18 protein-coding genes are annotated in these 22,981 nt (G+C 62.2%); 9 read left to right on the top strand and 9 right to left on the bottom strand.

Features of this window, described 5'->3' with window-relative positions; translation table 11 throughout:
- The first annotated feature begins 37 nt into the window (after positions 1–37).
- Complete coding sequence (locus A5784_RS31170; RefSeq protein WP_064948713.1) at positions 38–1,405, top strand: cytochrome P450; 1,368 nt, start codon at positions 38–40, stop codon at positions 1,403–1,405.
- On the opposite strand, the gene A5784_RS31165 is transcribed toward A5784_RS31170, so the two are convergent.
- A complete protein-coding gene (locus A5784_RS31165) occupies positions 1,402–2,130 on the bottom strand; it encodes a TetR/AcrR family transcriptional regulator (protein ID WP_502687553.1) in 729 nt (242 codons plus the stop codon). The two genes, A5784_RS31170 and A5784_RS31165, sit on opposite strands and share 4 nt — an antisense overlap.
- A gap of 175 nt (positions 2,131–2,305) precedes the next feature.
- On the opposite strand from A5784_RS31165, the gene A5784_RS31160 reads away from it, so the two are divergent.
- The 3 genes from A5784_RS31160 to A5784_RS31150 all read left to right on the top strand — a co-directional run bounded on the left by A5784_RS31160 (position 2,306) and on the right by A5784_RS31150 (position 4,852).
- Positions 2,306–3,067: a dienelactone hydrolase family protein gene (locus tag A5784_RS31160; RefSeq protein WP_064948711.1), complete on the top strand. Its 762-nt coding sequence runs from the start codon at positions 2,306–2,308 to the stop codon at positions 3,065–3,067.
- A gap of 115 nt (positions 3,068–3,182) precedes the next feature.
- Positions 3,183–4,001: a methyltransferase domain-containing protein gene (locus A5784_RS31155; RefSeq protein ID WP_064948710.1), complete on the top strand. Its 819-nt coding sequence runs from the start codon at positions 3,183–3,185 to the stop codon at positions 3,999–4,001.
- 134 nt (positions 4,002–4,135) lie between these two features.
- Positions 4,136–4,852, top strand: a complete 717-nt coding sequence (locus tag A5784_RS31150; protein ID WP_064948709.1) for a hypothetical protein — start codon at positions 4,136–4,138, stop codon at positions 4,850–4,852.
- Positions 4,853–5,017: 165 nt separating this feature from the next.
- Here A5784_RS31150 and A5784_RS31145 read toward each other — a convergent pair whose 3' ends face one another.
- Positions 5,018–6,268, bottom strand: a complete 1,251-nt coding sequence (locus A5784_RS31145; protein ID WP_064948708.1) for an amidohydrolase family protein — start codon at positions 6,266–6,268, stop codon at positions 5,018–5,020.
- Positions 6,269–6,342: 74 nt separating this feature from the next.
- Positions 6,343–7,344, bottom strand: coding sequence for a pyridoxal-phosphate dependent enzyme (locus tag A5784_RS31140; protein ID WP_064948707.1), 1,002 nt, complete (start codon positions 7,342–7,344; stop codon positions 6,343–6,345).
- Positions 7,345–7,784: 440 nt separating this feature from the next.
- Here A5784_RS31140 and A5784_RS31135 point away from each other — a divergent pair, with 440 nt between their 5' ends.
- The 3 genes from A5784_RS31135 to A5784_RS31125 all read left to right on the top strand — a co-directional run bounded on the left by A5784_RS31135 (position 7,785) and on the right by A5784_RS31125 (position 10,658).
- Positions 7,785–8,744, top strand: a complete 960-nt coding sequence (locus A5784_RS31135; protein ID WP_197514938.1) for an amino acid ABC transporter permease — start codon at positions 7,785–7,787, stop codon at positions 8,742–8,744.
- Positions 8,744–9,595: an amino acid ABC transporter ATP-binding protein gene (locus tag A5784_RS31130; RefSeq protein WP_286159451.1), complete on the top strand. Its 852-nt coding sequence runs from the start codon at positions 8,744–8,746 to the stop codon at positions 9,593–9,595. The genes A5784_RS31135 and A5784_RS31130 overlap by 1 nt, the downstream gene beginning before the upstream one ends.
- A gap of 115 nt (positions 9,596–9,710) precedes the next feature.
- Positions 9,711–10,658, top strand: coding sequence for an ABC transporter substrate-binding protein (locus tag A5784_RS31125; RefSeq protein ID WP_197514937.1), 948 nt, complete (start codon positions 9,711–9,713; stop codon positions 10,656–10,658).
- Between the two features lie 611 nt (positions 10,659–11,269).
- On the opposite strand, the gene A5784_RS31120 is transcribed toward A5784_RS31125, so the two are convergent.
- The 4 genes from A5784_RS31120 to A5784_RS31105 form a co-directional block, all read right to left on the bottom strand.
- The gene (locus tag A5784_RS31120; RefSeq protein WP_502687554.1) at positions 11,270–12,601 is read right to left on the bottom strand and encodes a dipeptidase; all 1,332 of its coding nucleotides are present in this window, start codon (positions 12,599–12,601) and stop codon (positions 11,270–11,272) included.
- 222 nt (positions 12,602–12,823) lie between these two features.
- Positions 12,824–13,597 carry a class I SAM-dependent methyltransferase gene (locus A5784_RS31115; RefSeq protein WP_064948753.1) on the bottom strand — a complete coding sequence of 258 codons (774 nt, stop codon included), beginning with the start codon at positions 13,595–13,597 and terminating at the stop codon, positions 12,824–12,826.
- A 97-nt stretch (positions 13,598–13,694) separates the two neighbouring features.
- Positions 13,695–14,792 carry an ArsR/SmtB family transcription factor gene (locus A5784_RS31110; protein WP_082945192.1) on the bottom strand — a complete coding sequence of 366 codons (1,098 nt, stop codon included), beginning with the start codon at positions 14,790–14,792 and terminating at the stop codon, positions 13,695–13,697.
- A 719-nt stretch (positions 14,793–15,511) separates the two neighbouring features.
- Complete coding sequence (locus tag A5784_RS31105; protein ID WP_286159453.1) at positions 15,512–16,960, bottom strand: gamma-glutamyltransferase; 1,449 nt, start codon at positions 16,958–16,960, stop codon at positions 15,512–15,514.
- A 216-nt stretch (positions 16,961–17,176) separates the two neighbouring features.
- Here A5784_RS31105 and A5784_RS31100 point away from each other — a divergent pair, with 216 nt between their 5' ends.
- Complete coding sequence (locus A5784_RS31100) at positions 17,177–18,145, top strand: transcriptional regulator (protein WP_082945190.1); 969 nt, start codon at positions 17,177–17,179, stop codon at positions 18,143–18,145.
- Positions 18,146–18,271: 126 nt separating this feature from the next.
- The gene (locus A5784_RS31095; RefSeq protein ID WP_064948701.1) at positions 18,272–20,254 is read left to right on the top strand and encodes a prolyl oligopeptidase family serine peptidase; all 1,983 of its coding nucleotides are present in this window, start codon (positions 18,272–18,274) and stop codon (positions 20,252–20,254) included.
- A gap of 549 nt (positions 20,255–20,803) precedes the next feature.
- On the opposite strand, the gene A5784_RS31085 is transcribed toward A5784_RS31095, so the two are convergent.
- Together A5784_RS31085 and A5784_RS31080 are read right to left on the bottom strand one after the other, a co-directional pair.
- The gene (locus tag A5784_RS31085; RefSeq protein WP_064948752.1) at positions 20,804–21,277 is read right to left on the bottom strand and encodes a RidA family protein; all 474 of its coding nucleotides are present in this window, start codon (positions 21,275–21,277) and stop codon (positions 20,804–20,806) included.
- A gap of 5 nt (positions 21,278–21,282) precedes the next feature.
- Positions 21,283–22,938, bottom strand: coding sequence for an aminopeptidase P family N-terminal domain-containing protein (locus A5784_RS31080; RefSeq protein ID WP_064948699.1), 1,656 nt, complete (start codon positions 22,936–22,938; stop codon positions 21,283–21,285).
- Positions 22,939–22,981 lie beyond the last annotated feature (43 nt).

Below are 22,981 nucleotides of genomic sequence, written 5' to 3'. Positions count from 1 at the left end.
AGTCGTTAGACTATGTCCGACTTGTGGGAGGTGTGTCGTGGTCGATACGGCGCGAGAGCAAACGCTGGCGAATCTGCCGCTGGCACCGATCAATCCGTTGTCGTACAAGCAAAAGCGTGACGCTTTGCGGAACTTTCACACCGGCACCGACATCCTGCGGGACGCCGGCGGGCCGGTGACCCGATTCAGCCTGGGCCCGCGGTGGCTGATGCCGCCGATCGTTTTGGCTACCTCACCTCAAGGTATTCGGGACATCGTCAGCGTCCGCGATGGCTCGATCGACAAGACGAGCGCGGTGGGGCGAGAACTCCGCCGCATGCTCGGCGGCAACCTATTCGTGTTGCCGCACCGAGAATGGCTACCGCGGCGGCGCACCTTGCAGCCCGTGTTCACCAAGAAACGGGTGGAGTCTTTCGGCGCCCATATGGCCGAGGCGACAGAGATGGTGGTGTCGTCGTGGGCCGATGGAGAGCAGATAAGCCTTGATGCGCAAGCCCGACTGCTGACGATGCGCGCACTGGGACGTTCGGTACTGGGTCTTGATCTCGATCAACGGGCGGATGTGGTGGCGGAACCGTTGCGGGTGGCGACGAGCTATGCGGTACGGCGCGCGTTGAAGCCGTTGCATGCGCCTGCGTGGTGGCCAACGCCGGCGCGTCGGCGGGCCCGAGAGGCCGCGGAGATCATTCGTGGGCTTGCCTCGGAGATCGTGCGTGAGTGTCGCGCCGATCCTGACCGGGACGCACCGCTTGTTCAGGCGCTCATCGCGGCGCGCGACCCCGAGACGGGACAACCGCTGTCCGACGATGAGATCCGCGACGAGTTGGTGATTTTCGTGTTCGCCGGGCATGACACCACGGCCACGACGCTGACGTATGCACTGTGGCAGTTGGGCCGCAATCCCGACATCCAGGACCGTGTTGCCGCGGAGGTTGCCCGGCTCGGAGACCGGGCATTGGCCCCTGGGGATGTCGAGCAGCTCGGGTACATCGTTCAGGTGCTCCGAGAGGCGCTGCGGTTGTGCCCGCCGGGGCCCACCGGGACGCGGATGGCGACCGAGGATGTGGAGGTCGCCGGGTACCGAGTTGAGGCCGGAACGATGCTGGTGTTCGGGCGCATGTCGGTGCAACGTGACCCGTCCCTGTGGGAGGACCCGCTGCGGTTTGATCCGGAGCGTTTCACCGAGGCGAATATGAAGGGACGAGATCGCTGGCAGTACGTGCCTTTTGGGGGTGGGCCACGGTCCTGCATCGGCGATCACTTCGCCATGCTGGAAGCAACGCTGGCACTGGGCACGATTATTCGGCGGGTGAAGTTGACGTCACTGGAGGACGATTTCCCGTTGGCTGTGCCGTTCACGATGGTCCCAGGTGGGCCGATTCCGGCCAGTGTTGCGCTGCGCTAATCCTGAGTCGTGCTGTCGCCCTGAGGCTTGAACTGCCCGTGGCGGATCATCGCGGTGACCGAGGCGTCCCAGCGTTGTAGTTCGGCGGGTGTGGTGAACGCCCCCTCGATGTGGCGTGCGATGTGTGCGCGCAGCATGATCGGGCCAAGGCGCAGCATCAGCGGATTGAGTGCGGCCCAGTCCTGATCGAGGTCGGGTCTGGTGAGTCCGGCGGCCGCGAAGTTGTCGCGCTGCCTGGCGCTGATCTGGAGCAGGCCGTCGAAGATGACGGAGCCGATCCTGTTGCCTTCGATAAGTGCGTGGCCGACGTAGTCGACGACGTCGGGATGGTCATGGATGAGCTTGGAAAATCGGCCGCCGAGCGAGTTGAAATCGTTGGTCGGCGTCGCCGGCACCGGCAAGGGGTTCGATTCGAGGGCTTCACCGAACACGCGCAGTACGTAGTTGTCGACAGCATCGACCAGGCCGGCCTTATTGCCGAAGTGGTGTTGTACCAGCCCGTGTGAAACTCCTGCGGCTTCGGCGATGGTGCGCATGGTGGTTGCGCTGATGCCTTGAGCTGCAAAGCAGCGTATTGCGGCATCGCGTATCCGTTCGGCGTTGGACAACTCGACCGGGGTCGGTTGCTGCAGGAACACGGTGCCTTCCATAAGCTCGACAATACAGCGCACTTGGATCACCGTTCGGCTACATCGTCTAGCAATACGATCGTATCGCCCAACCATTCATATGGACAATCTGGCTATACAGCTGGATTATCCTGCTATACACTCTCATCGTCCACGTGCGCGCAGAGGTGTCTGCGGGTGAAAACCAACGGACCAGGCCCATCGCCTGCCTGGTTCTGGGGCGATTCGCAGTTGAGGCCTGAAGCGTGCACCGAGCAGACGAGGTGATGCATTGCCGGACATCTCTTATCCCGCGCCGGCGGGATCTCTGCGGGGTTACCTGGCGACGCCCGTGGGTATGGGGCCTTGGCCCGCCGTGGTAGTCGTGCAGGACGTGCGGGGGCTGACGAACGATCTGCGTCGCATCAGCGACCGCCTCGCCGATGAGGGGTATCTGGCTTTGGCTCCTGATCTCTACGGCCGGGGATTCAAGCCCAAGTGCATGATCGCCACTATTCGGTCCCACTTCGCCGACGCCGGCGATGCTTACGACGACATCACTGCGGCGCGCGACTACCTGCTCGGCGACGCGCGGTGCAATGGCCGGATCGGGCTGATCGGATTCTGCATGGGCGCCGGCTTTGTCCTCCAGCTGTCGCCCCGAGGGCTCTTCGATGTGGCCGCCGCCCAATATGGACTGGCTCCGAAAAATATTGATGTGCTTGCCCGTTCATGCCCGGTTGTCGCCAGTTACGGGGCCAGGGATCGCATCGTCAAGCAGGGATCGGCCAGTGCGTTGGAGTCCGTCCTCGCGAAGGGCTCTGTCGATCGCGACATCAAGGAATACCCGAACGTTGGGCACAGCTTCATGAACAAGTCGGGCATCCCGGCGCCATTCACCATCGTCGAAAAACTGGCGGGATTCGCCTACTCGGCGCCCGAGGCCGAGGATGCATGGCAGCGGACCTTCGCCTTCTTCCGGAAGTATCTGATCGAAACACCGCCCTGTGAGATTTCCGAGCAGGATGGTGCCACCGATGCGCGAAGCAATTGAGCGGCCGGCGCGGTGACGATCATGCTCAACCCAGGGGCATGGCGCTGATGACTGGCGCTCAATCATTGTGTGCTGCAGAAGGAACCGGTCCCAGCCCTTCGATGAGAGGCACACGATGACGTTGACGGAACAACCTCAGTTCCGGCCATGGTTGGAAGTGGCGCCCCCCAGCGACTACCTACGAAACATCGCAAACTCGCCAACGGGCAAAAGCTACAAAGCCTTTGTGAAGTCCTTGCTCAATATCCAGCAAGCGGACGTAGTCGTCGACCTCGGATGCGGTGCGGGAGTGGATCTTCCGGCTTATGCCGAGGCCGCTGGCCGCGCAGGAAAAGTGATCGGCATAGACCACGACCAAGCCCTGCTGGCCTATGCCGACAACGCCACCAACCAGCTACCGACTGTGTCGACCGCCAGGGCCGACATTCATCAGCTGCCACTGGAAGCCGGCACGGTGGACCGTGTCCATATCGACCGCGTCCTTCAACATGTGCAATCGCCGCCCACCGTGCTCGCTGAAGCTGCCCGGACCCTGAATTCCGAAGGCCGGATCGTCTGTGTCGAACCGGACTGGGCAACGCTGACGATCGATCACCACGACGTTGCCTTCAGCAATTCCTACACCCGACATGTCGTCATGCAAGTCATCCGCAATGCGGCGATCGGCAGGGCCTTGCCGCGGCTGCTCGGCGAGGCAGGCTTCAGCGTCGACGGCATCTACCCAGTGACGGCGCACTGGACCGACGCGGTCGAGGCCGACAAAGTTCTCGGTTTCCGCGACGTCTGCGAACACGCCGTGACCGGCGGGCTCTTCCCCGCCGCGCGCACCCAGGACTGGATCGATGGCCTCATGACGGGCCCGTTCTTCGGCTCCTTGTCTCTGTTCATTGTCTCCGCGCACATCAAGAACCGATCGATGTCGAGCACCATCTAAGGAGGGCGCCATGTATCAGATCCCGATCGCAGCCCGTGAGGCCTGGAAGCAACCGTGGTGTATCAGGCTCAAAGTTGAGCCGCCGACCGTAAAGGCGACGTGGGGATATCGGAGAACGCACCGGGGAGACGTCAATGGTGTTGTCTGACAAGGCCATGCTTGATGTGGTCCACACAATCCCAATGCCTATTCCGTGGGATCGGGAAGCTTTTGTGCAGGGCATCGCTGACATGCGTGGCAGGCCCATCACGCTGATCGCCGCTGAGACGCTGTTCTTGGCGGACCGCCTGTGCGGCATGTGGTTAGAGCGCGAAAACGACGACGTTCTCCTGTATGAACGAGGTGCCTCGCTATTCCGCATCGATAGAGTTATATGCCACCAAATTGGTCACATAGTCTTGGGGCACCACAGCCGCGCTCGGTCGAAATCCTGCGACGTGCTTGCTGACTCGGTGTGGCTTCGCACACTGCCCGACGTCGCCCCAGAATTGGTGAACACCGTCCTGGACAGCACGCACTATGGTGATGAACAGGAGCATGAGGCCGACTTGTTCGCCTTATTGATGCTGAATTCCGCTGAGGGAGACGAGTATTCGATGAGTCGTAAGACGCCGCCAGGCAGATCCACGGCATCAATGAGCCAACACCGCGCCCTCGCGCCGACCGCAGACTCCGACCAGGCACTGGTACGCGGTTACGCCCGCGAGTTGAAGATCGCCTGCGATGCCTTGCGCGACGAACCGTTCAGTCCGCAGGCCCGCGCGAACCTGATCCGCCTGATCCTGCAGGACAGCAAGAACGCCGACGCGGCCAACAAGCGACTGCAGCTGGCAATGAGGTCAGCACGCTAGGTCGCCTTGCAGGCGGTGCTGATGCGCGGTGAAGCGCGCTTACGACGTCGGCCTGGCGGTAGACGTACGTGCCGTTGTGATCGATGGCCGAGCACCGCACTGCTTCGCCACGCCCCATGCCAACTGCGTGACTCGGGATGGTCTTCGGGACCGGTGCTGATCTCCTCAACAGTCAAGGCGCACAGCGGGGAAGTCGACAGTATCCGGGCGCTCGACGTCGACTACCGTTCGACCGCGGGCGACTACGACTGTGGGCTCGCGAAGCGTCTCCAGGTCGGAGAGAGGATCTCCATTGACGGCAACCAAATCGGCGCGCGCTCCAGGGCGGAGAGTGCCACCATTTCGTTCCACTCCCATTGCCTGGGCGGGGAGCGCGGTGGCCGCGTGCAACACCTCGGGACGGCTCATCCCTGCGGCCTCCAATGCCAACAAGGCCCCGATGTATAGCTCGGGGGGCAAACCCGGTATGCCAATGTCGTTTCCGACGATCAACCGAACGCCCGCGCGATGGAGCAGACTTACCCAGTGCAACCTCTGCTCAAAGCTGATCGGATGCCTGCCCGGGTAATGAACGTTGATTGTCGGACACACGTAGGCGCCCGCGTCTGCGATCGCGTCGGCGAGGCGCAGCGCGTCGTCCTCGGAGCAGGGCTGCCCACCCGGATCGATAAAGGTGCAGTGTTCGAGGGTGTCGACCCCAGCTGTCAGCGCTGCGCGGATACCCGCCGCGGACAGGCAGTGAGCCGCTACCGGCAATTGTTCGGCGTGAGCAGCGTCGGCGACCGCACGCAGCAGCGTGGGCGGGAGCTCGACGGCCTCGGGATCGGTACCGAGCGTCATTCTGCCACCGGTGACCATCACCTTCACTACGCCGACGCCACGGGCCGCGAGCAGGCGGACGCTAGCAGTTGCCTCCGCAGCGCTGCCGATCTCTATACCGTACGACCAGGCGTGGCCGCGGCGCCGCGTCAGTGGTTGGTCGGCGGCAACCACCGTGGGTCCGGTGGCTCGCCCTTGGGCGATGTCACTTCCCACGCTCAGCACTGATCCGGCGCGGGATCCTAGGTCGCGGACACTGGTTACCCCGCTCGCCAACAGGCGGCTGCCGTTGCTCAGGATGACTTGGCGTAGCTGGTCGGGGTTATTGCCCAACAAGGGGCCATCGGGTTTCTCCTGTCCTGCATCGAAACCGAGATGAACATGCGCGTCGATGAGGCCGGGGAGCACGGTGCCGGCAACACGGACCACATGCGAGTAGTCGCCTCGCCGTGCCTGAGCAATGGGTCCGACCCAGTCGATCCGCCCATCACGAATGCCGACGGCGCCATCGGTGATCACGTTCAACGGCTGCAGCGAGGTAATGACACGCGGGGCCGTGACCAACTTGGACAACTCCGCCTGGCGATCCTGTTCCATAGGTTGTTCGGTTCCTTTCGACAAGTGGACCTAGTCGGCAACGAATGCATTAGGGCTAGACGTGGCCCCACGTGCTACTTGTTGGCCAACTCGATAGCGGCAGCAGTTGACTCGGGATCCTTCAGCCCAGTGGACGTCCCGATGACCACGACCGTCTCGTCGGGGCGCAGAAGTCCGCGTTTGTACGCGTCGTTCACCGCCGCAACTGCGACGGCTGAACTGGCTTCGACATAGATTCCCTCAGCGCGTGCAAGCTCAAGCTGGGTGCGCAAAATGTTTTCCTCGGCGACGGTTACCGCAAGCCCGTTTCGTGAACTGATCGTGCTAACTGCTTGGTAGGTTGTGAAACCCCCGGCGATGGAGAAGGCCGCCGTCGACTCGCTCGGCCACGGACCCAACTCGTAGCTCCTGCTCTCCAGTGATTGACCGATCTTGTTGAACACCTCCGCCGCAATCAGCCGCGGCGCGTAGTCGATCAACCCAGCCAATAGGAGATCATCGAAACCTCTTGCTATCCCACGAAGGCAGTCCCCATATCCAGCTGGCACCACCACGACGTCGACTGGCTGACCAGAGGTCTGTGACCAGATCTCGTAGGAGATCGTCTTATAGGCGTCTACTCCATAGGGTGTGCTGCCGACAGGAGGGCTTGAGGCATTTGAGCACGGAAACCAACCGAACTCTTCTACACCCGCCGCGATCAGCTCGTAGCGTTCCTCGCTACGCCCCACCACCTCGACTCGTGCGCCGTAAGCCTCCATCAGTACCCGCATCGTAGTGGGAACAGAGGCCAAAGTGGCGATCACGCAGGGCTTTCCGGCGCGAGCAGCGTACGCTGCCAGCGATGCACCGTGATTTCCAGTAGAAGCGGCCACAACAGCCTCGGCGCCGAGCACATCGGCTGCCGTCACCGCAGCTGCACACAGACGATCTTTGTGCGACCAGGTCGGGTTGGCAGCTTCGTTCTTCAGGAACAGCCGGTCCAACCCCCAACGCGAACCCAGCGCGCCCAGCTCGATCAACGGGGTGTCACCCTCACCCAGCGTCACAGGGTTATCGACAGCGACTGGAAGCATCGGAGCCCACCGCCATATGCCGGCTGAATTCGATGTGGCTCGACACTGCTCGAATCTAGCTGCACCCTGTGGAGTCGACTGCACAACGTAGTTGACTGGTTTACCAATCTCGTTGCGGCACTTGGGGCATCCCAGGTAGTTGGCGCCGTCACTCAATGCAGGGGTGTATGCGCACCGCGGGCAGACCAAGGGGTCTATGCGGCCGAGAAGATATCCGTTCGTCACAGGGTTCAGCGTCTCAGAAGATTAGATATTTGTCTAATGTTCCTTGCCGTGACGTTCGATGCCGTGGTCGCAGCTGGTCGCGATCGCTTCTCGCGAGATCAGTAAATGAGACCGACGCTCGGCGGATGAGCTTTGGGGGCTTGTGCCTCATTAGAGATCTGTCTAATCTTTCCGACACCTGTACAACTCCGCACGCCCCACTGGAGGCCGTAGTTATGGCGCTGCACTCTGAAGTACCGAACGCCCCCCCAAGGATCGGGCTGACCGAGGACGACTTCACCGTCCACCGGCGACGACGCCCCATGCGTACGACGGTTTCCGTGAGCCTGTGCCTCGCGGCGATCTGGGTTGTTTACGCCGCAGCAACCAACTCAAGGTTTGAATGGCCCGTTGTCGGCCAGTACATCTTCGACAACCGGATTCTTGACGGCCTTTGGACAACGCTGGTCCTGACCGTCGAGTCATCGGTCATCGGAATCGTGCTGGGTGCGCTCATCGCGATCATGCGCGTCTCGCCCATACCCGCCCTTGCTGTGCCGGCGTGGCTCTTTGCGGTCTTCTTCCGAGGAACCCCACTGCTGGTCCAGATCATTTTCTGGTACAACCTCGCCGCGCTGTATCCTACACTCGCCCTGAGTATTCCGGGCGTCGGAACGATCTTCAGCGGTAGCTCGAACGAACTCATAACTCCTGCTGTCGCGGGACTCCTCGCCCTGGGCCTCAACGAAGGTGCGTACATGTCCGAGATCATCCGCGCCGGAATCGTCGGCGTCGACAAGGGGCAGACCGAAGCCGGCAAGGCGCTTGGAATGCGCCCCCGACGCGTGCTGCGCCGCATCGTGCTCCCCCAAGCGATGCGAATCATCATTCCCCCGATGGGGAATGAGATTATTGGCTTGCTCAAGGGCACATCACTTGTCAGCGTCATCTCGGTATCCGAACTGCTGTTCTCAGCACAGATCATCTACTCGCAGAATCTCGAAACCATTCCACTGTTGATCGTGGTTTCGATCTGGTATCTCTTGGCCACCACAGTCATGTCTATCGGGCAGTACTACCTTGAGCGCCACTATGGTCGCGGGTCCGGGCATCAAAACCCCACGTTCAGCCAGGTGTGGCGCGATGCCCTGAGGCGGACACACGCGAAGACGACGACCGCAGGAGCGGTGTCCTGATGGGCCGCTACAACCCGGCGCGCCCGCGCACCGAGTCCGACGAACACATGCTGACAGTTCGTCACGTGCACAAACGCTTTGGTCAAGTCGAGGTGCTGCGTGATGTCAACTTTACCCTGCACCGCGGTGAAGTGGTCTGCCTGATCGGCCCGTCAGGCTCGGGCAAGAGCACCCTGCTCAGGTGCATCAACCATCTCGAACCACCAACGAGTGGATGGATATCGGTCAATGGCGAGTTTGTAGGGTATGACCGACATGGCACCGAGCTGCGCGAACAGCGGCAGGCCAGTATCTGCCGGATACGCACCAAGATTGGCATGGTCTTTCAAGCCTTCAACCTATTCCCACATATGACGGTGCTCGCCAATATCGTGGAGGCCCCGGTCGGTGTCAAAGGCGAGCGCCGGCGAGAAGCCGAACGAAACGCCATGGAACTGCTGGATCGAGTTGGCCTCGCCGACAAAGCAAACCGTCACCCCAAGCAGTTGTCGGGGGGAGAGCAACAACGGGTCGCCATCGCCCGCGCTCTCGCGATGAGGCCCGAGCTCATGCTTTTCGACGAACCAACCTCTGCCCTCGATCCCGAGCTCGTCGAGGATGTGTTGACCGTCATGGTCGACCTCGCGCGCGACGGGATGACCATGATCGTGGCGACCCATGAGATGGGATTCGCCGCTAACGTCGCTGACTCAGTGATCTTCATGGAGCGCGGATCCATCGTCGACAGAGGCACTCCTGACGAAGTTCTGCTCAACCCACGCAGTGAGCGCACTCGAAGATTCGTGTCGAACGTCTTGGGCGAACATGTCCCGGCAGAGTTGCGCGGGGCCCCTCACCCTTCCGACCGGTGACGCCTACTAGTCCAGCGGATATCAACGGTGGTGCACGCGCATCGCGGCGCCCATGCGCCGACGCATAGCTCGCACCACCGAAACGATCAAGCACGTACTACACATGAGGTGAATGATGAACATTTCGAAGGTTTTTCCGAACCTGAGTCTCGCCGTCCTGACGACAGCGTTATGCGCAATAGCGCTGACAGGCTGCGGCTCGACGAACGACGCCGCAGCACCAGCACAAGGCACTACAGCTCCCCCGAATCCGAATTCCAGCGCGGCCCAGCTGGTGCCGCCTGACATCCGCGCCGCCGGAAGCATCACCATCGTCACCGACGCTACTTATCCGCCGTATGGGTTCTTTGCATCTGATGGGACGACCATCCAAGGGCTCGATGCCGATACCGTGCACGCGATCGAGTCGGAGTTGGGCCTAAAGATCAACTTGGTGACAGCCACGTTCGACAACTTCATACCGGGGCTGAAGGCTGGGCGGTACGTTGGGGGCCTCAACGGCATCTCAGATACCGGCGAGCGGCGCAAGACAGTCGACTTCATCAACTTCGAAAAGTTCGGCAACTATTTCCTCACGCCCGTCGACAGCAATCTGAACGTCACGTCGATCATGTCCGCCTGCGGATTGACCGTGGGCGCGCAGACAGGTGATGAGTCCGTCACCCAATTCAAAGAGCTCGCGCCGATGTGTACCGAGCAGGGCAAACCAGGGCCAGCCGTCAACGTGTTCCCCTCGCAGGCCGCTGCAATCAGCGCAATGCTCAGTGGACGCGTGCAGGCGATCCTCACCGGCTCCAACGGGCCCTACCTGGCCGAACACTCCAGCGGCGCATACAAGATCAACGGACCCTACCTCCCCAATATCGACGGCAAGTTCGGGGTCGGCGGCCTCGCCATTGCCAAGGGTTCGCCCCTGTCCCCAGCGCTGCTCGCAGCATTCAGAACCCTCTACGCGAACGGTACCCTAGAAAAGATCTATGCCACCTACGGTTTCACCAAGGACATACTCATCGAACCGTCTCTAGACAACGGCGATGGCCCTCTGCCGACCGCTGACCGCTAGGCGGCGGCCACACCGGCTTCGTGGTTGTCTCAGCCCACTGCGGCAGACAGCCGGCGTTGCGACGAATCGAGTACAACGCGTTCTGTCCGCCGTGATGAAACCAGTGGTGAGCGGGTGAGCCATCTGACTCACGACGAATGTTCCTCAGCCGGATGCCGTACCTACCGAGAAGTCGGCCGATGGAATTCGATGTCGTAAACCTACAGAGCAACGAAGCCGTCTCAGCGGCCTTCCCGCGATCGGACGCCCGCCTTCCATAACGGTATCTGGCGAGCGGCCAATGGCCAACTAGCCTCCTTGACTGTCTGTTGACAACAGCCAGGCGCCAATTGCGTACCGACCACTTCGAATCGGTCAGAGGAAGACGTTGTGCCGTCGGCGAGTGAGTCGGGGGTGGTAATTGACCCTGACTTCGTGACCGTCGAGCTTCTGTCGAGCCGCAAGAGATAAGCCACTCGTGACAGATCTCCTCGCTGCGCCCAGTCGGTGGATCAGACGTGCACAAGGTGCGTGTGGCAGTCGGTCCCAGCCGCTGCCAAATCAAGGATGTCGCGAGATCCGATCAGGGGAATTGGTCCAAACTCGACATGACAGGAGTGAAGGTGCGTCGCTCAACTACCGAGACGCGAAAGATAGGTGAGGAGAAGTGTTTCGGCCAAGCAATAGTTCTCGAACTCGGCGAGATGCAGACTCTCGTTGGCGCCGTGCGCGCGGGTGTCCGGATCTTCGACTCCAGTGATGAGAACGTCTGCGTCCGGAAAAATTTGCAAGAATGTCGTCGCGATGGGGATCGAGCCACCCAAACCAATGTCCACGGGTGGAGTGCCTCCCCAAGCGTCAGCGAGGGCTCTGCGCGCAGCTTCGTAGACCTCGCCCCGGGCCTCGATCGAGACTGGTTCGCACATTTCAACGTTGGTGATACTGAGCTCGGCATTCCACGGAACGTGAGCCTGGAGGTGGGCCCGCAGCCGATCTAGCGCATTGGCGGCAGTGTCGCCGGGGGCAATCCGCATCGACAGCTTCGCACGCGCACTGGGCACCAAGACGCTGCCGGCTCCCTGAACTTCGGGGGCGTCCATGCCGATGATTGTGAGAGAAGGCTTACTCCACAAGCGCTGAACGGCAGACCCGTCACCGATCAACGACACCCCCGCAACGATGCCGGACTCGGCACGCAGCCGCTCGGAGGGGTACTCGACATCTGCGGCACGTCCGGCCCGCAGGCCGGCGATGGCAACGTTGCCCTGCTCGTCATAGAGCGTGGCGAGCAGACGAACCAGGGTCATGAGCGCATCGGGAACCAGCCCTCCCCACACGCCCGCGTGTACAGAATGGCTCAGTGTGCGCACGGAGACATCGGCACGAATGAGGCCGCGCATACTGGTGGTCAGAGCGGGTGTGCCTATGTCCCAGTTGGCGCTATCCGCTATCACGATGACATCTGCCCTGAGGGCCTCAGTGTGCTGGCGCAGGAGCGCCGGGAGCGACGCACTCCCCGCTTCCTCCTCACCCTCGACGAACACAGTGACGCCGACTCCCAGGTCTGTCCCGAGTGTTCGAACCGCAGCCAGGTGAGCGGCGATCCCAGCCTTATTGTCCGCGGCGCCTCGTCCGAAGAGTCGGCCATCGCGTTCGACGGGTTCAAATGGTTCAGACAACCAGCCGATTCCACTCGCGGGTTGCACGTCGTGATGGGCGTACAACAGAACCGTGGGCCTGCCCTCGGGCGCTCCAATACGGGCGATGACCGCAGGCGCTCTGCCGTCCTCGTAAGCCGACACAATCTTGGAGTCGTGGAAACCTTCCGCGCGGAAGAGGTCAGCCACCATTTGAGCGCTGCGATACACATCCGCGTCACGGGCGGGATCCATGCTCACCGATTGAACGCCGACCATCGTCTTCAAAGCCTGCCGTATGTAAGGCATCTCAGCCTTCAATCTCACCCTGAAGCCGCTGACCTGAAGCGAGCGATCTTGGCGCGCTTGAAAGTTGGCGTCAGGGGAGGGGATGTCGCGGTGCTCTTCAGTCACGTGATGCGGACTCCATCGTCGTAGAGGACGTCAGGTTGCGGTGTACCAGCGACCTGGAAGTGAATTTTGGAAAAGACGGCGCACGACGGTGTCGGCGCTAGGGGTGTCGACGAGCATCGCCTCTCGGCGTCTCTGCTAGGCGGCGCTCCGCACACCCATGAGCACACGATCGTCCAGGCGCTGCCAGATCGTGGATACTTCACTGAAGCCTGCACCCGAGAGCGCCGACAAATGCCCAGACAATGGCACCGACGACTCACCCCGTGGACGCGTTCGCGTGAGACGCCGTTCACGTTCACGCTTCTCTGAGTACAACTCTCGGCACTCGAGTGCCATTTTCCACCAGGCTTCGTAGGTGGTGACACCCCGTTGCACGAAGGCTTCGGTGAGGTCCGTGTGCCATTGCCGATCCGCAAGGCTTCGGCTCAGTGGTTGTGCGGGGCCGTAAGCCATGTTGTCGCCGTTGAGAAGGAGACCGCCAGCTCTGATGAGTTTGCCGAACTGGCCGTAAAGGCAGTCGAGTTCCTTCGGGGCTAGCCAATGGAGTGCAGTGGTCGAGACGACTGCGTCGACCTCATGGGTACTGATCCTCTGCAGCCAGGTCGGGTCGCGAAGATCGGCATCGACCCACTCCACTCGGTCGCCGTGGTCCACCAGCGCTGCTCGGCCAATGGCCAGGTGAACGGGGTCCGCATCAAGTGCAATGACACGCGCGTTCGGGAATCTCTGCAGGATGCGTTGGGAGAGTGATCCAGGGCCGCATCCTGCGTCCAGCGCCGTGAAATGCTCGCCTACCACCATGCCCAAGCAACCGAGGATCGCTTGGAACCGTTCCTCTCGGTATGGCAAGAATCCGGTCTGCTGCTCGTCCCACTCTGCCAGCAGACGGGACGCCCAGTCGGCAGTCATAAAGATCTCGCGCGGCAGCACTCGGATCGCGGAAGGACTGCCGAACAGAGCACGCGACGTTCCATGCCCTAAGAATAGATGATCATCTAATCTTAATCTAGGGCTTGGTCGTGATCGCGACGACTTCCTGACTGAGCACCGAATTCGCCACCGCAGCAAGAGCTGTGAGCAGACGCTCGGAATCGAGAGAATGTACGACGCTGTGCGCGTCCCTTGCGCTGGTGATCAGCCCGACCGAGCGGAGCAACGAAGTGTGGTAATGAACTGTCGCGGTCGTGAGTCCAAGGGTGCGTGCCAATGCTTGGCCGCTTGCTGCCTCGTCGCTGGTATGCCGCAGGATCGCAAGCCGCTGCTCATTACCCAGTGCGCGTGCGAATTCGGCTATTTCACTCACGGTAGGCGGTTGGTCGCGATCACGCGGGGGGCCGAAGGCAAGCAGGACCCTACCGTCGTCGAGGAGTCGCGGGAAAACGAACGAACCAAATGCCGAACTTGGAGCGAGCACGAGCGGGTCCGCGTCATCTTTGAGAGTCCAGCCGCCGGTGACCTCCACCAAAGCGCGGGCGCGAGGTTGGGAGAAAATCAGCTGGCCTACTTCGGAACTCAATTCACCCAGGCGCTTGGCCGTTGCACGTTCGACGGGTTGCTTGCTCTTGCACGCTCTTAGTAAGTCGGAGAATTCGCGATGTACCCGGTCAGGCTCGGCCAGAACGAATTCGACGTCTCGCCGACTGTAGGAGTTGCGTCGCGCAATCTTCGCCGCCGAGGCCTTGCGCGACGCGGAATCGGCCAGCCCAAGAGCGACGAGCTTGGCAGTTGCTGCCTGGTCCTTCGGTTCCAGCGTCGTGGACGCAAGCAATTCGCCGATGAGTTCGTCGGGCGTCATCGCCGATACGCCAGCGATCAATTGCCTTTCGGTTGCCCAACCACGAGTGACAGCTGTTCGGACGAGACTTAGACCCACGGCGAAGTCGGCCTGAAAGTACTGCAACAGCAGTCGCCGGGTCTCTTGGTCGACGGGCACCGCACTGTTCGCAGCAATCGGCACGTGCTGCTCGAAGTCACCCTTCGTGGCGTGAGCTGATACGTAAAGCCTGCACAACATCTCAATGGCCGTGCTAGCAACGATGGCGGTGGGATCCGAGGCCTGTGCACTGGGTGGCGAGCCATGACGGTGTCCGGTCCCAGGCGCCATTCCAGGTACTCCTTCTTAATGATCATGCCGGCGCCATGGAGCGTAGGCATAAGCGTCGACGTAGGCAGCCTCACAATAGTCGAATACGGATCCAACCTGAGCGATGCTAGTCGCAGCGCTGTTCGAGGTGGGTGCAACGCTACGCTGAAGTGAGCCCAGAACCGCATCCTGGCTACACTCTTAGTGTTGTGGCACAGGCATTTTCAGCGGACGTCGGTTGGATCGACGCCGCTGCCCGACAGCCATGAGTCTGTAGCCGGACCCGAGAGGTAATTGCTGTGGTGGCAACCGGGGCAAGATGCGGGCTGCGTCGGCTGATGTTCGGGCGCCACGAACGGCGCCGCTGGCAGGATATCAGTATTAAGACCGCGCACCAGCTAACTGCAGCCAATGCTGCGGGTGTGCTCGAAGTTTGAAGACACGCAACATGACTCGCACGACGAAAGGAACCCTGCAGGATCCGGGCCGCAATGTGGCTGCCAAGTCCGACTCAATCCTGCTGTCCTCGCCAAGAGGTGGCATCAGTTCGCGCTGGCGCTCGCCTCGGCGGCTCGGTACACGGGCGACAACAGCGACTAAGACGAAGGCTAATCGTCTACGCCGCAGGCGAACTCGCGTGTACTATCTGCTACCCGTCCGCCGCCGAATGGCCACACACCGGCGACACCGCTGTGACCGCCCTGGCCGCCAAACAAGGCCTCGACAAAGACCGGATTTGGCTATCTGCTTGTGCGGATGGGGCCTTGTCCGTAGGGCGTGCGCGCCGCGGTATGTACGCCGGTGTGCGGGTCAGTTGTGATCGCTGCCCAAAATCCACGGGGTAGCGTCGGGTCGGAAGCGGGACGTACGGATAGAGCGTGTCCGGCGGTACGGGCGGCATTGAGGTGCGCCGTTGGGAATCGGTTGTCGAGCACGCGGCTGGGACCGCCCACTTCATTGAGACTGGGTACGGATGTGACCGAGTCCCCGAGGATGATGTCGTGGCCATGGATCAGCGGAGCGTTGACGGCTTCCGTGAGAGGCTGACCCAAGGCGAGGACACGGTGCAGGCTCAGGACGGTGGCTGGATGCAATCCGACACCGATGCTGCTGCAAGCCAGTACTGGACGGCCGGCACGCATGACGATGGCCGGCTCGGCAGGCATCGGAAGGTGCTCACCGGGGAGGAGTTGGGCGAGCGCGGACTGTTGGAATGTTGCCGGGTCGGGGATGGGAATACCGTCGACGACGATGCCGGTCGTGCCCCACATGGCGGTATTGATGCTGTGGCATAGGGCTGCGTGGTTACCGTCGGCGTCGACGGCGAGGACGTAATCGGAGTGGCTTCCTACCGATGGCTTTCCGTCAAGAATGGTGAGCAGCCCGGCCAACGCGCTCGGGTCCTCCATCGGTTCGCCGATCCCAGCCGCCGCCAACCGCGCGAGCGCCTCAAGAAGGTCGGGCCCGCCTGTATCCGGAGCTGGCAGCGTCATGACGTCGTGCCCGGCGAAAGGCCCGCGTAGTGGTTCGGTGCAGCGAGGTAGGTAACCGGCGAGATCCTCGGGGGTGGCGCGGCCACCTTCGCGGCGTACTACGTCGACGAAATGCTCGGCCCAAGGTCCTTGATACATCCAGTCGGGGCCTTGCTCGGCAATCGCGGCGATGGTCGCCGCCAGGCGCGGCAGGGCAAGTCGATCACCCGCGCCGGGCAACCGGCCGTCAGCAGCAAACGTGGCACGCCCTTCCGGGGTGCGGGTCAGGACACTGGCCCGCAGGGTAACCATCCGGGCGAGGTGCTCGGTGACTGGGACGCCATGGTCGAGGACATATCGTGCAGGAGACCATAGTTGGTCCCAGGGCAGTCTGCCTGAGCCGGCGTGAGCTGCATGGGCGCCGGCGATGAATCCGGGAACCAAGGCGGTGCGGCCACTAGGCTGTGGAGCGGGCGGGATCTGCTGAGGTTGTGTCTCGTGGGCGAAGGGCGCGAACCCGGCGGATACGCTCGTCGTCCGACCGGTAGCGGCGTTGTGGTGCACCATCGCAAAGAGTCCCGCGTAGCTGACCCAAGATCCCAGTGATAGTGCGATCTGCGTGAAAGCGGTACTCAACACCGCATCGGTCGCGCTTCCACCGGCGTCGAGGGCGTGACGACCTGCAAGGGTGGCAAAGGGACCAGTGGAGCCGACCACCACCGCTGATGCTTCGGCCGCCGTCGCGGACGCGGGATCGAACGATATTCGTTGCCAGTCAAGCGCCTTCTCTCGCTCGCGCTGTTCCCACCCGCTGGGATCGAGCGGGTCACGCCCGGCCGGGATGACATTCCTGTAGGAGGAGGGCACGTCCACTCGCTCTCGTTACATGAGTACTCTCAATTGGAGAGTACTCACGTTTGAGAAGATGGCGGAATGGTAGCGAGAGCCCCCGAGTCGGAGTTGCGCGAGGTGGTGCATCAGCGGGTGCGGCTCGGGGTTCTAGCTCTTCTCGATAGGCGGGGACCGTGCACGTTTTCGGAATTGCGAGATTTGCTGGCACAAAGTGACGGCGGTTTGGGCCGGCATCTGAGTGTCCTGGAGGAACACGGATACGTCAGGACGGAGAAAGTCTTCGAGAACCGCCGGCCACGGACATGGGTTCACCTGACCCCGCCCGGGGTACGCGCCCTTGAGCACGAGCTGGAGTTGCTGGCCAAGCTGGTCGCGAGAACCTCCAATGAGGCTGAGCAGGGCGACAATCCGATCGCAACGATGACAATCGTGTTCGCCGCTCTGTTCGCTGAGGCTGAAATCGATTCCGGTGCTGCACATGCTCAGTACGACGAACTGCCCCTGGACCGGGTGGATCGCTCGATTCTGGTGCCCGCCGCGCCTGCCCTGACTGGACGGCACAGCAAGCCGCACTCCTCCGGATCGATCAGCGCTCGTTTCGAGTTCCCGGCCGGATACCCAGATTTCGCCGAGCGCCGCATTCTGCAGATGACGCTGATGAGCCACGGGCTGCAGGGTGGCTGGACAACGACGTGGCACATCCTGCCCGCCGGCGACGACGACCGCGTGGTCAGTACTGAGCCTGGGACTCAGGACACCGCACATGCGGTCGTCGTCGAACTGGGATCTGCAGCGGACTGCACGTCGATCCTGGCGATCATGGGGCCACCTACGGTGCAGCTGCCCGATCTGCCAGCGGTTCGTGGGTATCTTCTCCCCAGTCCAGCCGGCGCGGTGCAGACGACGGCCACGGCGTGGTTTGCCGTCGGCGCTTATCTCGTCTCGACAGCGGTCGTGCTCTCCGAGGCCGACAACGCCGTACCGGCTCTACGCGATCTCGTGACCGCCGTGCATGGAGCAGTGACCGCCAGCCTCTCGCAATCCTCCTGAAAGGAGCGCCCACCATCTCGCGCATCACGCCGAGCATCTCGGCAGCCCAGTCCCAACCCGATGACCTGACCGTCCGAGTCGCTGATACATCTTCACCCGCACGTCATTTCATTCTCGGGTGCTTCGATGCTTGACCTCCATGAAGAGAGCCCTGAGGTCCTTGCGTGGCAGGCGGACAACACTGCTGAGACAATCGCCGTGTTGCAGGCCGTCGACGGTTATCACGCATTGGGTGCGACGGTGCGCGAGTTCTCCAACGCCGGCCAGCGGTGGGTCCCGATCCGTGCCGGCGACCTGTGGTTTCAGCTGAAACGTGGGCATTCCGACGCTGAATTGCCCGCGATCACCGTTCGCGACGCCCTCGACGCCCCCTCTCGGATTCTGGTGGACCTCAACGATCATGCGGTGGGCGGACAACCGGTTGCCCTCGGCTGGTTGTCCCCTTCCCCTGACGGCGCCGTGCTGGCCTATGCCGTGACGACAGCCGGTGTCGAGATCAACGAGGTGTTCTTCGTCGAGACCGCTACGGGTGAGCGTCTGGCCGAGAAAGTGCCATGGAACGTCTACACCGCACCCTCGTGGCTTCCAGATGGATCCGGATTTTGGTGCGGCACACTCGATGTGACTGAACAAGGCACCAGGATGCAAGTACGCCCGTTCATCTTGGGCGAGCCACCTTCCGACTGGGTCGCCCCATTGCCCGACGGACTACCTTTTCCGGTGCCCACGGTATCGAAGGACGGGCGCTATGTGTCCGTCGCCACCGGCAACTCCGAACACCGCATCGACTATCTGATCGACGAGAACAGGCGAGTCATACCCCTGCTCGAAGGAGTGTCGGGCGGATTCAGGGGTGTTCTTCTCGACGGAACACTGTACGCACTCACCGACAACGGCGCACCGCGCGGACGTATCGTCGCCATCCCCATTGATAGTTCGACCGACGTTACCTCCTGGGCGGAGTTGATCAGCGAACGCGCCTACCCCATAACGGATTTCGACATCATGGGCGATAAGCTGGTGATGAGCAGCCTGCGCGATTGCAGCGCGGCGATCGACGTCCTCGATATGACGACCGGCGTTTGGAGTGCAGTGCCCCTTCCCGGGTGCGGCGGTATCGGTGCGCTCACCGAGCGAATCAGCCACCCGTCACTACCGGCGTTTAGCCGCGGTCGGGGCGAAATCTTGTTCGCCTATTCCGACCCCGTCACATCACCGGCGATCTACCGATACCTCCTTGACGACCAGCGCATCGAGTGCCTCGAGGCTGCGGCAACCGTCTTGGACAACGTCACTGTCCATTACCTCACCGCGTCCTCAGTCGACGGGGCCGAAGTCCCTGCCCACGTCATCTATCGCAGCGACCTCGATCTCGACCAGTCGCATCCCACGCTACTTCACGGATATGGCGGCTTTAACCTGGGCGAGCTGCCCGCTTATCTCAACGGCCACGCCGCCTGGGTGCAAGCCGGGGGCATATACGTGCTGACACACCTTCGCGGAGGGAGTGAACTTGGTTCCGGCTGGTGGCACGATGGCCGACGGGATAAGAAGCAGAACACATTCAACGATTTTTATGCCGTGGCCGACAAGCTCATCGAACTGGGTTGGACATCCAGTGAGCAGCTTTCGATATACGGCGCAAGCAACGGTGGCCTACTCACCGCAGTAGCGGTGACCCAGCGCCCCGAGCTGTATGCGGCGGTCGTTTCCGATGTTCCAGCGACAGACTTGCTGAACTCAAGCCGTTACCCGTTGATGCACTCGATTTGCCGCGAAGAGTACGGGGACACGAACATTCCTGCAGAACATATGTGGCTCAAAGCCATCGATCCTCTTTTCAACGCCCAGGTCGCGAAGTACCCTGCGACGCTAGTGATTGCCGGGGCGAACGATCCACGTTGCCCAGCGAGCCAGTCACGACTCCTCGTCGAGACGCTCCGGGCAAACCAAATCGGTGAAGCGCCCATTCTGTTGCGCGTCCATGCAAAGCAAGGACATGGCACGCAGGGAGCAATTGATGCAGCATGGCGACTTACCGAAATTCTCGTCTTCTGTGCGATGCACACTGGACTCTCGCTCACCCGGGCCGCCACCCACCCGAATTGACGAGGTGAGAAGAACCTCCAAATAACAGCTGCAACACCGCATCTGCCCTTTGGTCGGCATCCAACGCAGCGTGCACGTGTCCCGGAAGGGCGAAGCTAGCAACGGCCACTGGACCGACACGAAGCCCCCGCTGATCAGGCCAACAAATAGCGCACACCAGGGACTTGACCGACAAGCCGTTCGGGATGAGCCTGACGATCCTGCCGTCAATCGCTCCGCCGCCCTACGACGAACACCGCCGGGTGGTCATCGAGTCCAGCATCGGGGTCATCGAGACCGCAGATTCCAGTCGGGCGCCGCATCTACCGACGTTCCACGCTGAGGGGACCCAGGTTGTGCACACAGTGCACCTCTGTGGGGATCGTAGAACTCGGGCCCGGTAATGCGTTTGCGGCCATCGATAATCGTGAGCCCGGTTTCGACAGACCATCGCCCGTCGACGATGCTGCTACGACGGGCACCGGTTCATTCGGCTCAATGCGCAGGATCTGGAGTCCGGTGCGACCGGCTGCTTGGTTTTGGTCATCGAACAGACCGCAGCGGTGACCGCTATTTCACCGCGACGATCGCGTCCAGCTCGATCAAGGCTCCCTTCGGAAGCACAGGTGCGGGCAAGGCGGTTCTGGCGTGTGTGCCGGCCGCGCCGAGCACATCGATCAGCAGTTGCGACGCGCCTTCGGCGATCGCAGGCTGGTCGGTGAATTTGTCCGAACTGCTCACCCAGACATTGAGTTTGAGGAGCTGCACCACCTGCTCGAGTCCCACCGCCTGATCGATTCTGGCGAGCAGGTTCAGTGCGGCGGCGCGGGCCGCCGCAAGACCGGCTTCCGGGGGATGGCCGGGTTCGAGGGTACCGGTCAGGATCGTGCCGTCGTGCTCGCGGGAGATCTGGCCGGACACGTAGAGCAGGTCGGCGTGCCGGGTAGTTGCCTCATAGGCGTAGGCCGGCGGGCCCAGATCCGGCAGCCTCAGACCCAGCGCGGTGAGTCGATCGTGTGGACCCCGCGTCACGGTGGTGGACATCGCCGTCACCTCCTGGTCAGCACGTAGGTACGGTCACGACCGATGTACCACATGTCTTCGGTGCCGATGGCCGCGTTGTCGTACCGCCACGGAATCTCTGCTGCGCCATAGGAACCGACGTCGAGGGTGTGCTTGTATCCGGGCCGCAGTTCGTTGGCGAAGGACTCCTGCTTACCCATCAGATGTCCGACATTGCGTCTGCGGTAGATGGTGTTGAAGTCCGTGTCTGCGCCGAGCATGCCGATCTCGATCAGCCGCGGCAGATGTGGTTCCAGGAACCGCAAAGTGCCCTCGTGCACGCTTTCGCACACCACACCGGGGCGCAGCTGCCCAATGATCCCTTCCCGGACCACCGTGAAGAAGAACTGGTAAGCCTCCTTCGCTTCGGGGGTGCGGGGCAGCGAGCGGGCCATATCGGAGGTCGCCAGGGTGACTCCGTCGATGCTCACCCGCACACCGGCGTCGAGTTGGATGCATGTGGTGGTCTGATCGATCGGAAAGTCCACGGGTGGTCCGGGAAACAGCATGCGGTTCGACGAATGCAGATTGGTGAAATAGGGCTCGATGTCGAAGGGGATGTTGTTCTCGCGGCGGAACTGGTCGATGTGAGCGAGGTAGTTGTCGAAGATGTCGAGTTCGGTGAGTTCGGCTCCGGCGGTGATCTGACCGTCGGCCCATTGCAGCGCTTCTTCGATCGCGTACACGCTGGTCCGCGCGGCGATCAGCTGGAACGGCAGATCCTCGTTGTCGCGCACATCGCGCCAGTGCGCCAACTCGCCGGACACCGGCACCAGGTCGAGGCCGGCGTCGAGCAGCTCGTGTGCCAGACCCACCGATACCCATTCCTCTTCGATGCCGATCCGTAGACCGGATGCATCGAATGCCTTGGCAAGGCAATCGGTTTCATCGGTCGCCGGCCCGTAGACCTGGTCGGCGGTGTGGCTGTCGCCGTCCCTCGTGGTGAAGACCAGTACGGTGTCGGATTCCGGTCGCCACAGCGCAATGGACCCCGGGATCCAGCGCAATCCCGTCAGCTCGGTGAAGTTCGGTGGCGCGGCAACAAGCACGCCGTCGATCGATCGCTCGGCCGCCAGCGACGCCAGGGCGCCGAACCGCGTGTCGGGTGCGCCGAACTCGCTGCTGATTCCGTCGAGATGGGTTATGTCCGAGACCAATTGGGCGGCCACCTCGGCGCCGTGCGCGCGCCAGGACGCGAACCGGGCCACCACATGGTCGATGCGAACCTGGTGGATGCGCACAGGCTGCGGCGCGCGCCGCTCGATGGCTACCTCGATGGTCGGTGCCAACGTGATGAAGTGGCTGTACACCACATCATGGGCCAGGCTCACCTGCTCGCCATGGGCCAACTCGGCCACCAGGTCAGTGAGTGACTCGGCCACCGGGACGCCGGCCACCGGGCGGGGGTCGATGGTGACCCACGGTGCGTAGAACCGGATGCTTTGCGCGGGAACGCCTGCGGACAGGACATTGCCCTGCTCCTGCTGCCGCACGAGGAGCAGGCGGTCGTCCCCTCGGGTCGCGATGAGCGGTGACACCAGCGGATGCGAGTCCAGCCGGATCGCGGAGAACAGCAGGCTGCGTTGGGGGTCGAGCCGGAATTCGTCCATCAGCTTGCTCGGATCGGCAGTGAGGTGCAGCACGGTGATCAGTTCCTTTCGAGCTGGAAAATGGTGGTGTGGATGG

It is taken from the genome of Mycobacterium sp. 852013-50091_SCH5140682, assembly GCF_001665685.1.
Lineage (GTDB): Bacteria > Actinomycetota > Actinomycetes > Mycobacteriales > Mycobacteriaceae > Mycobacterium.
Note: the sequence above shows the minus strand (reverse complement) of the source record. Positions and strands in the feature narration are given on the sequence as shown.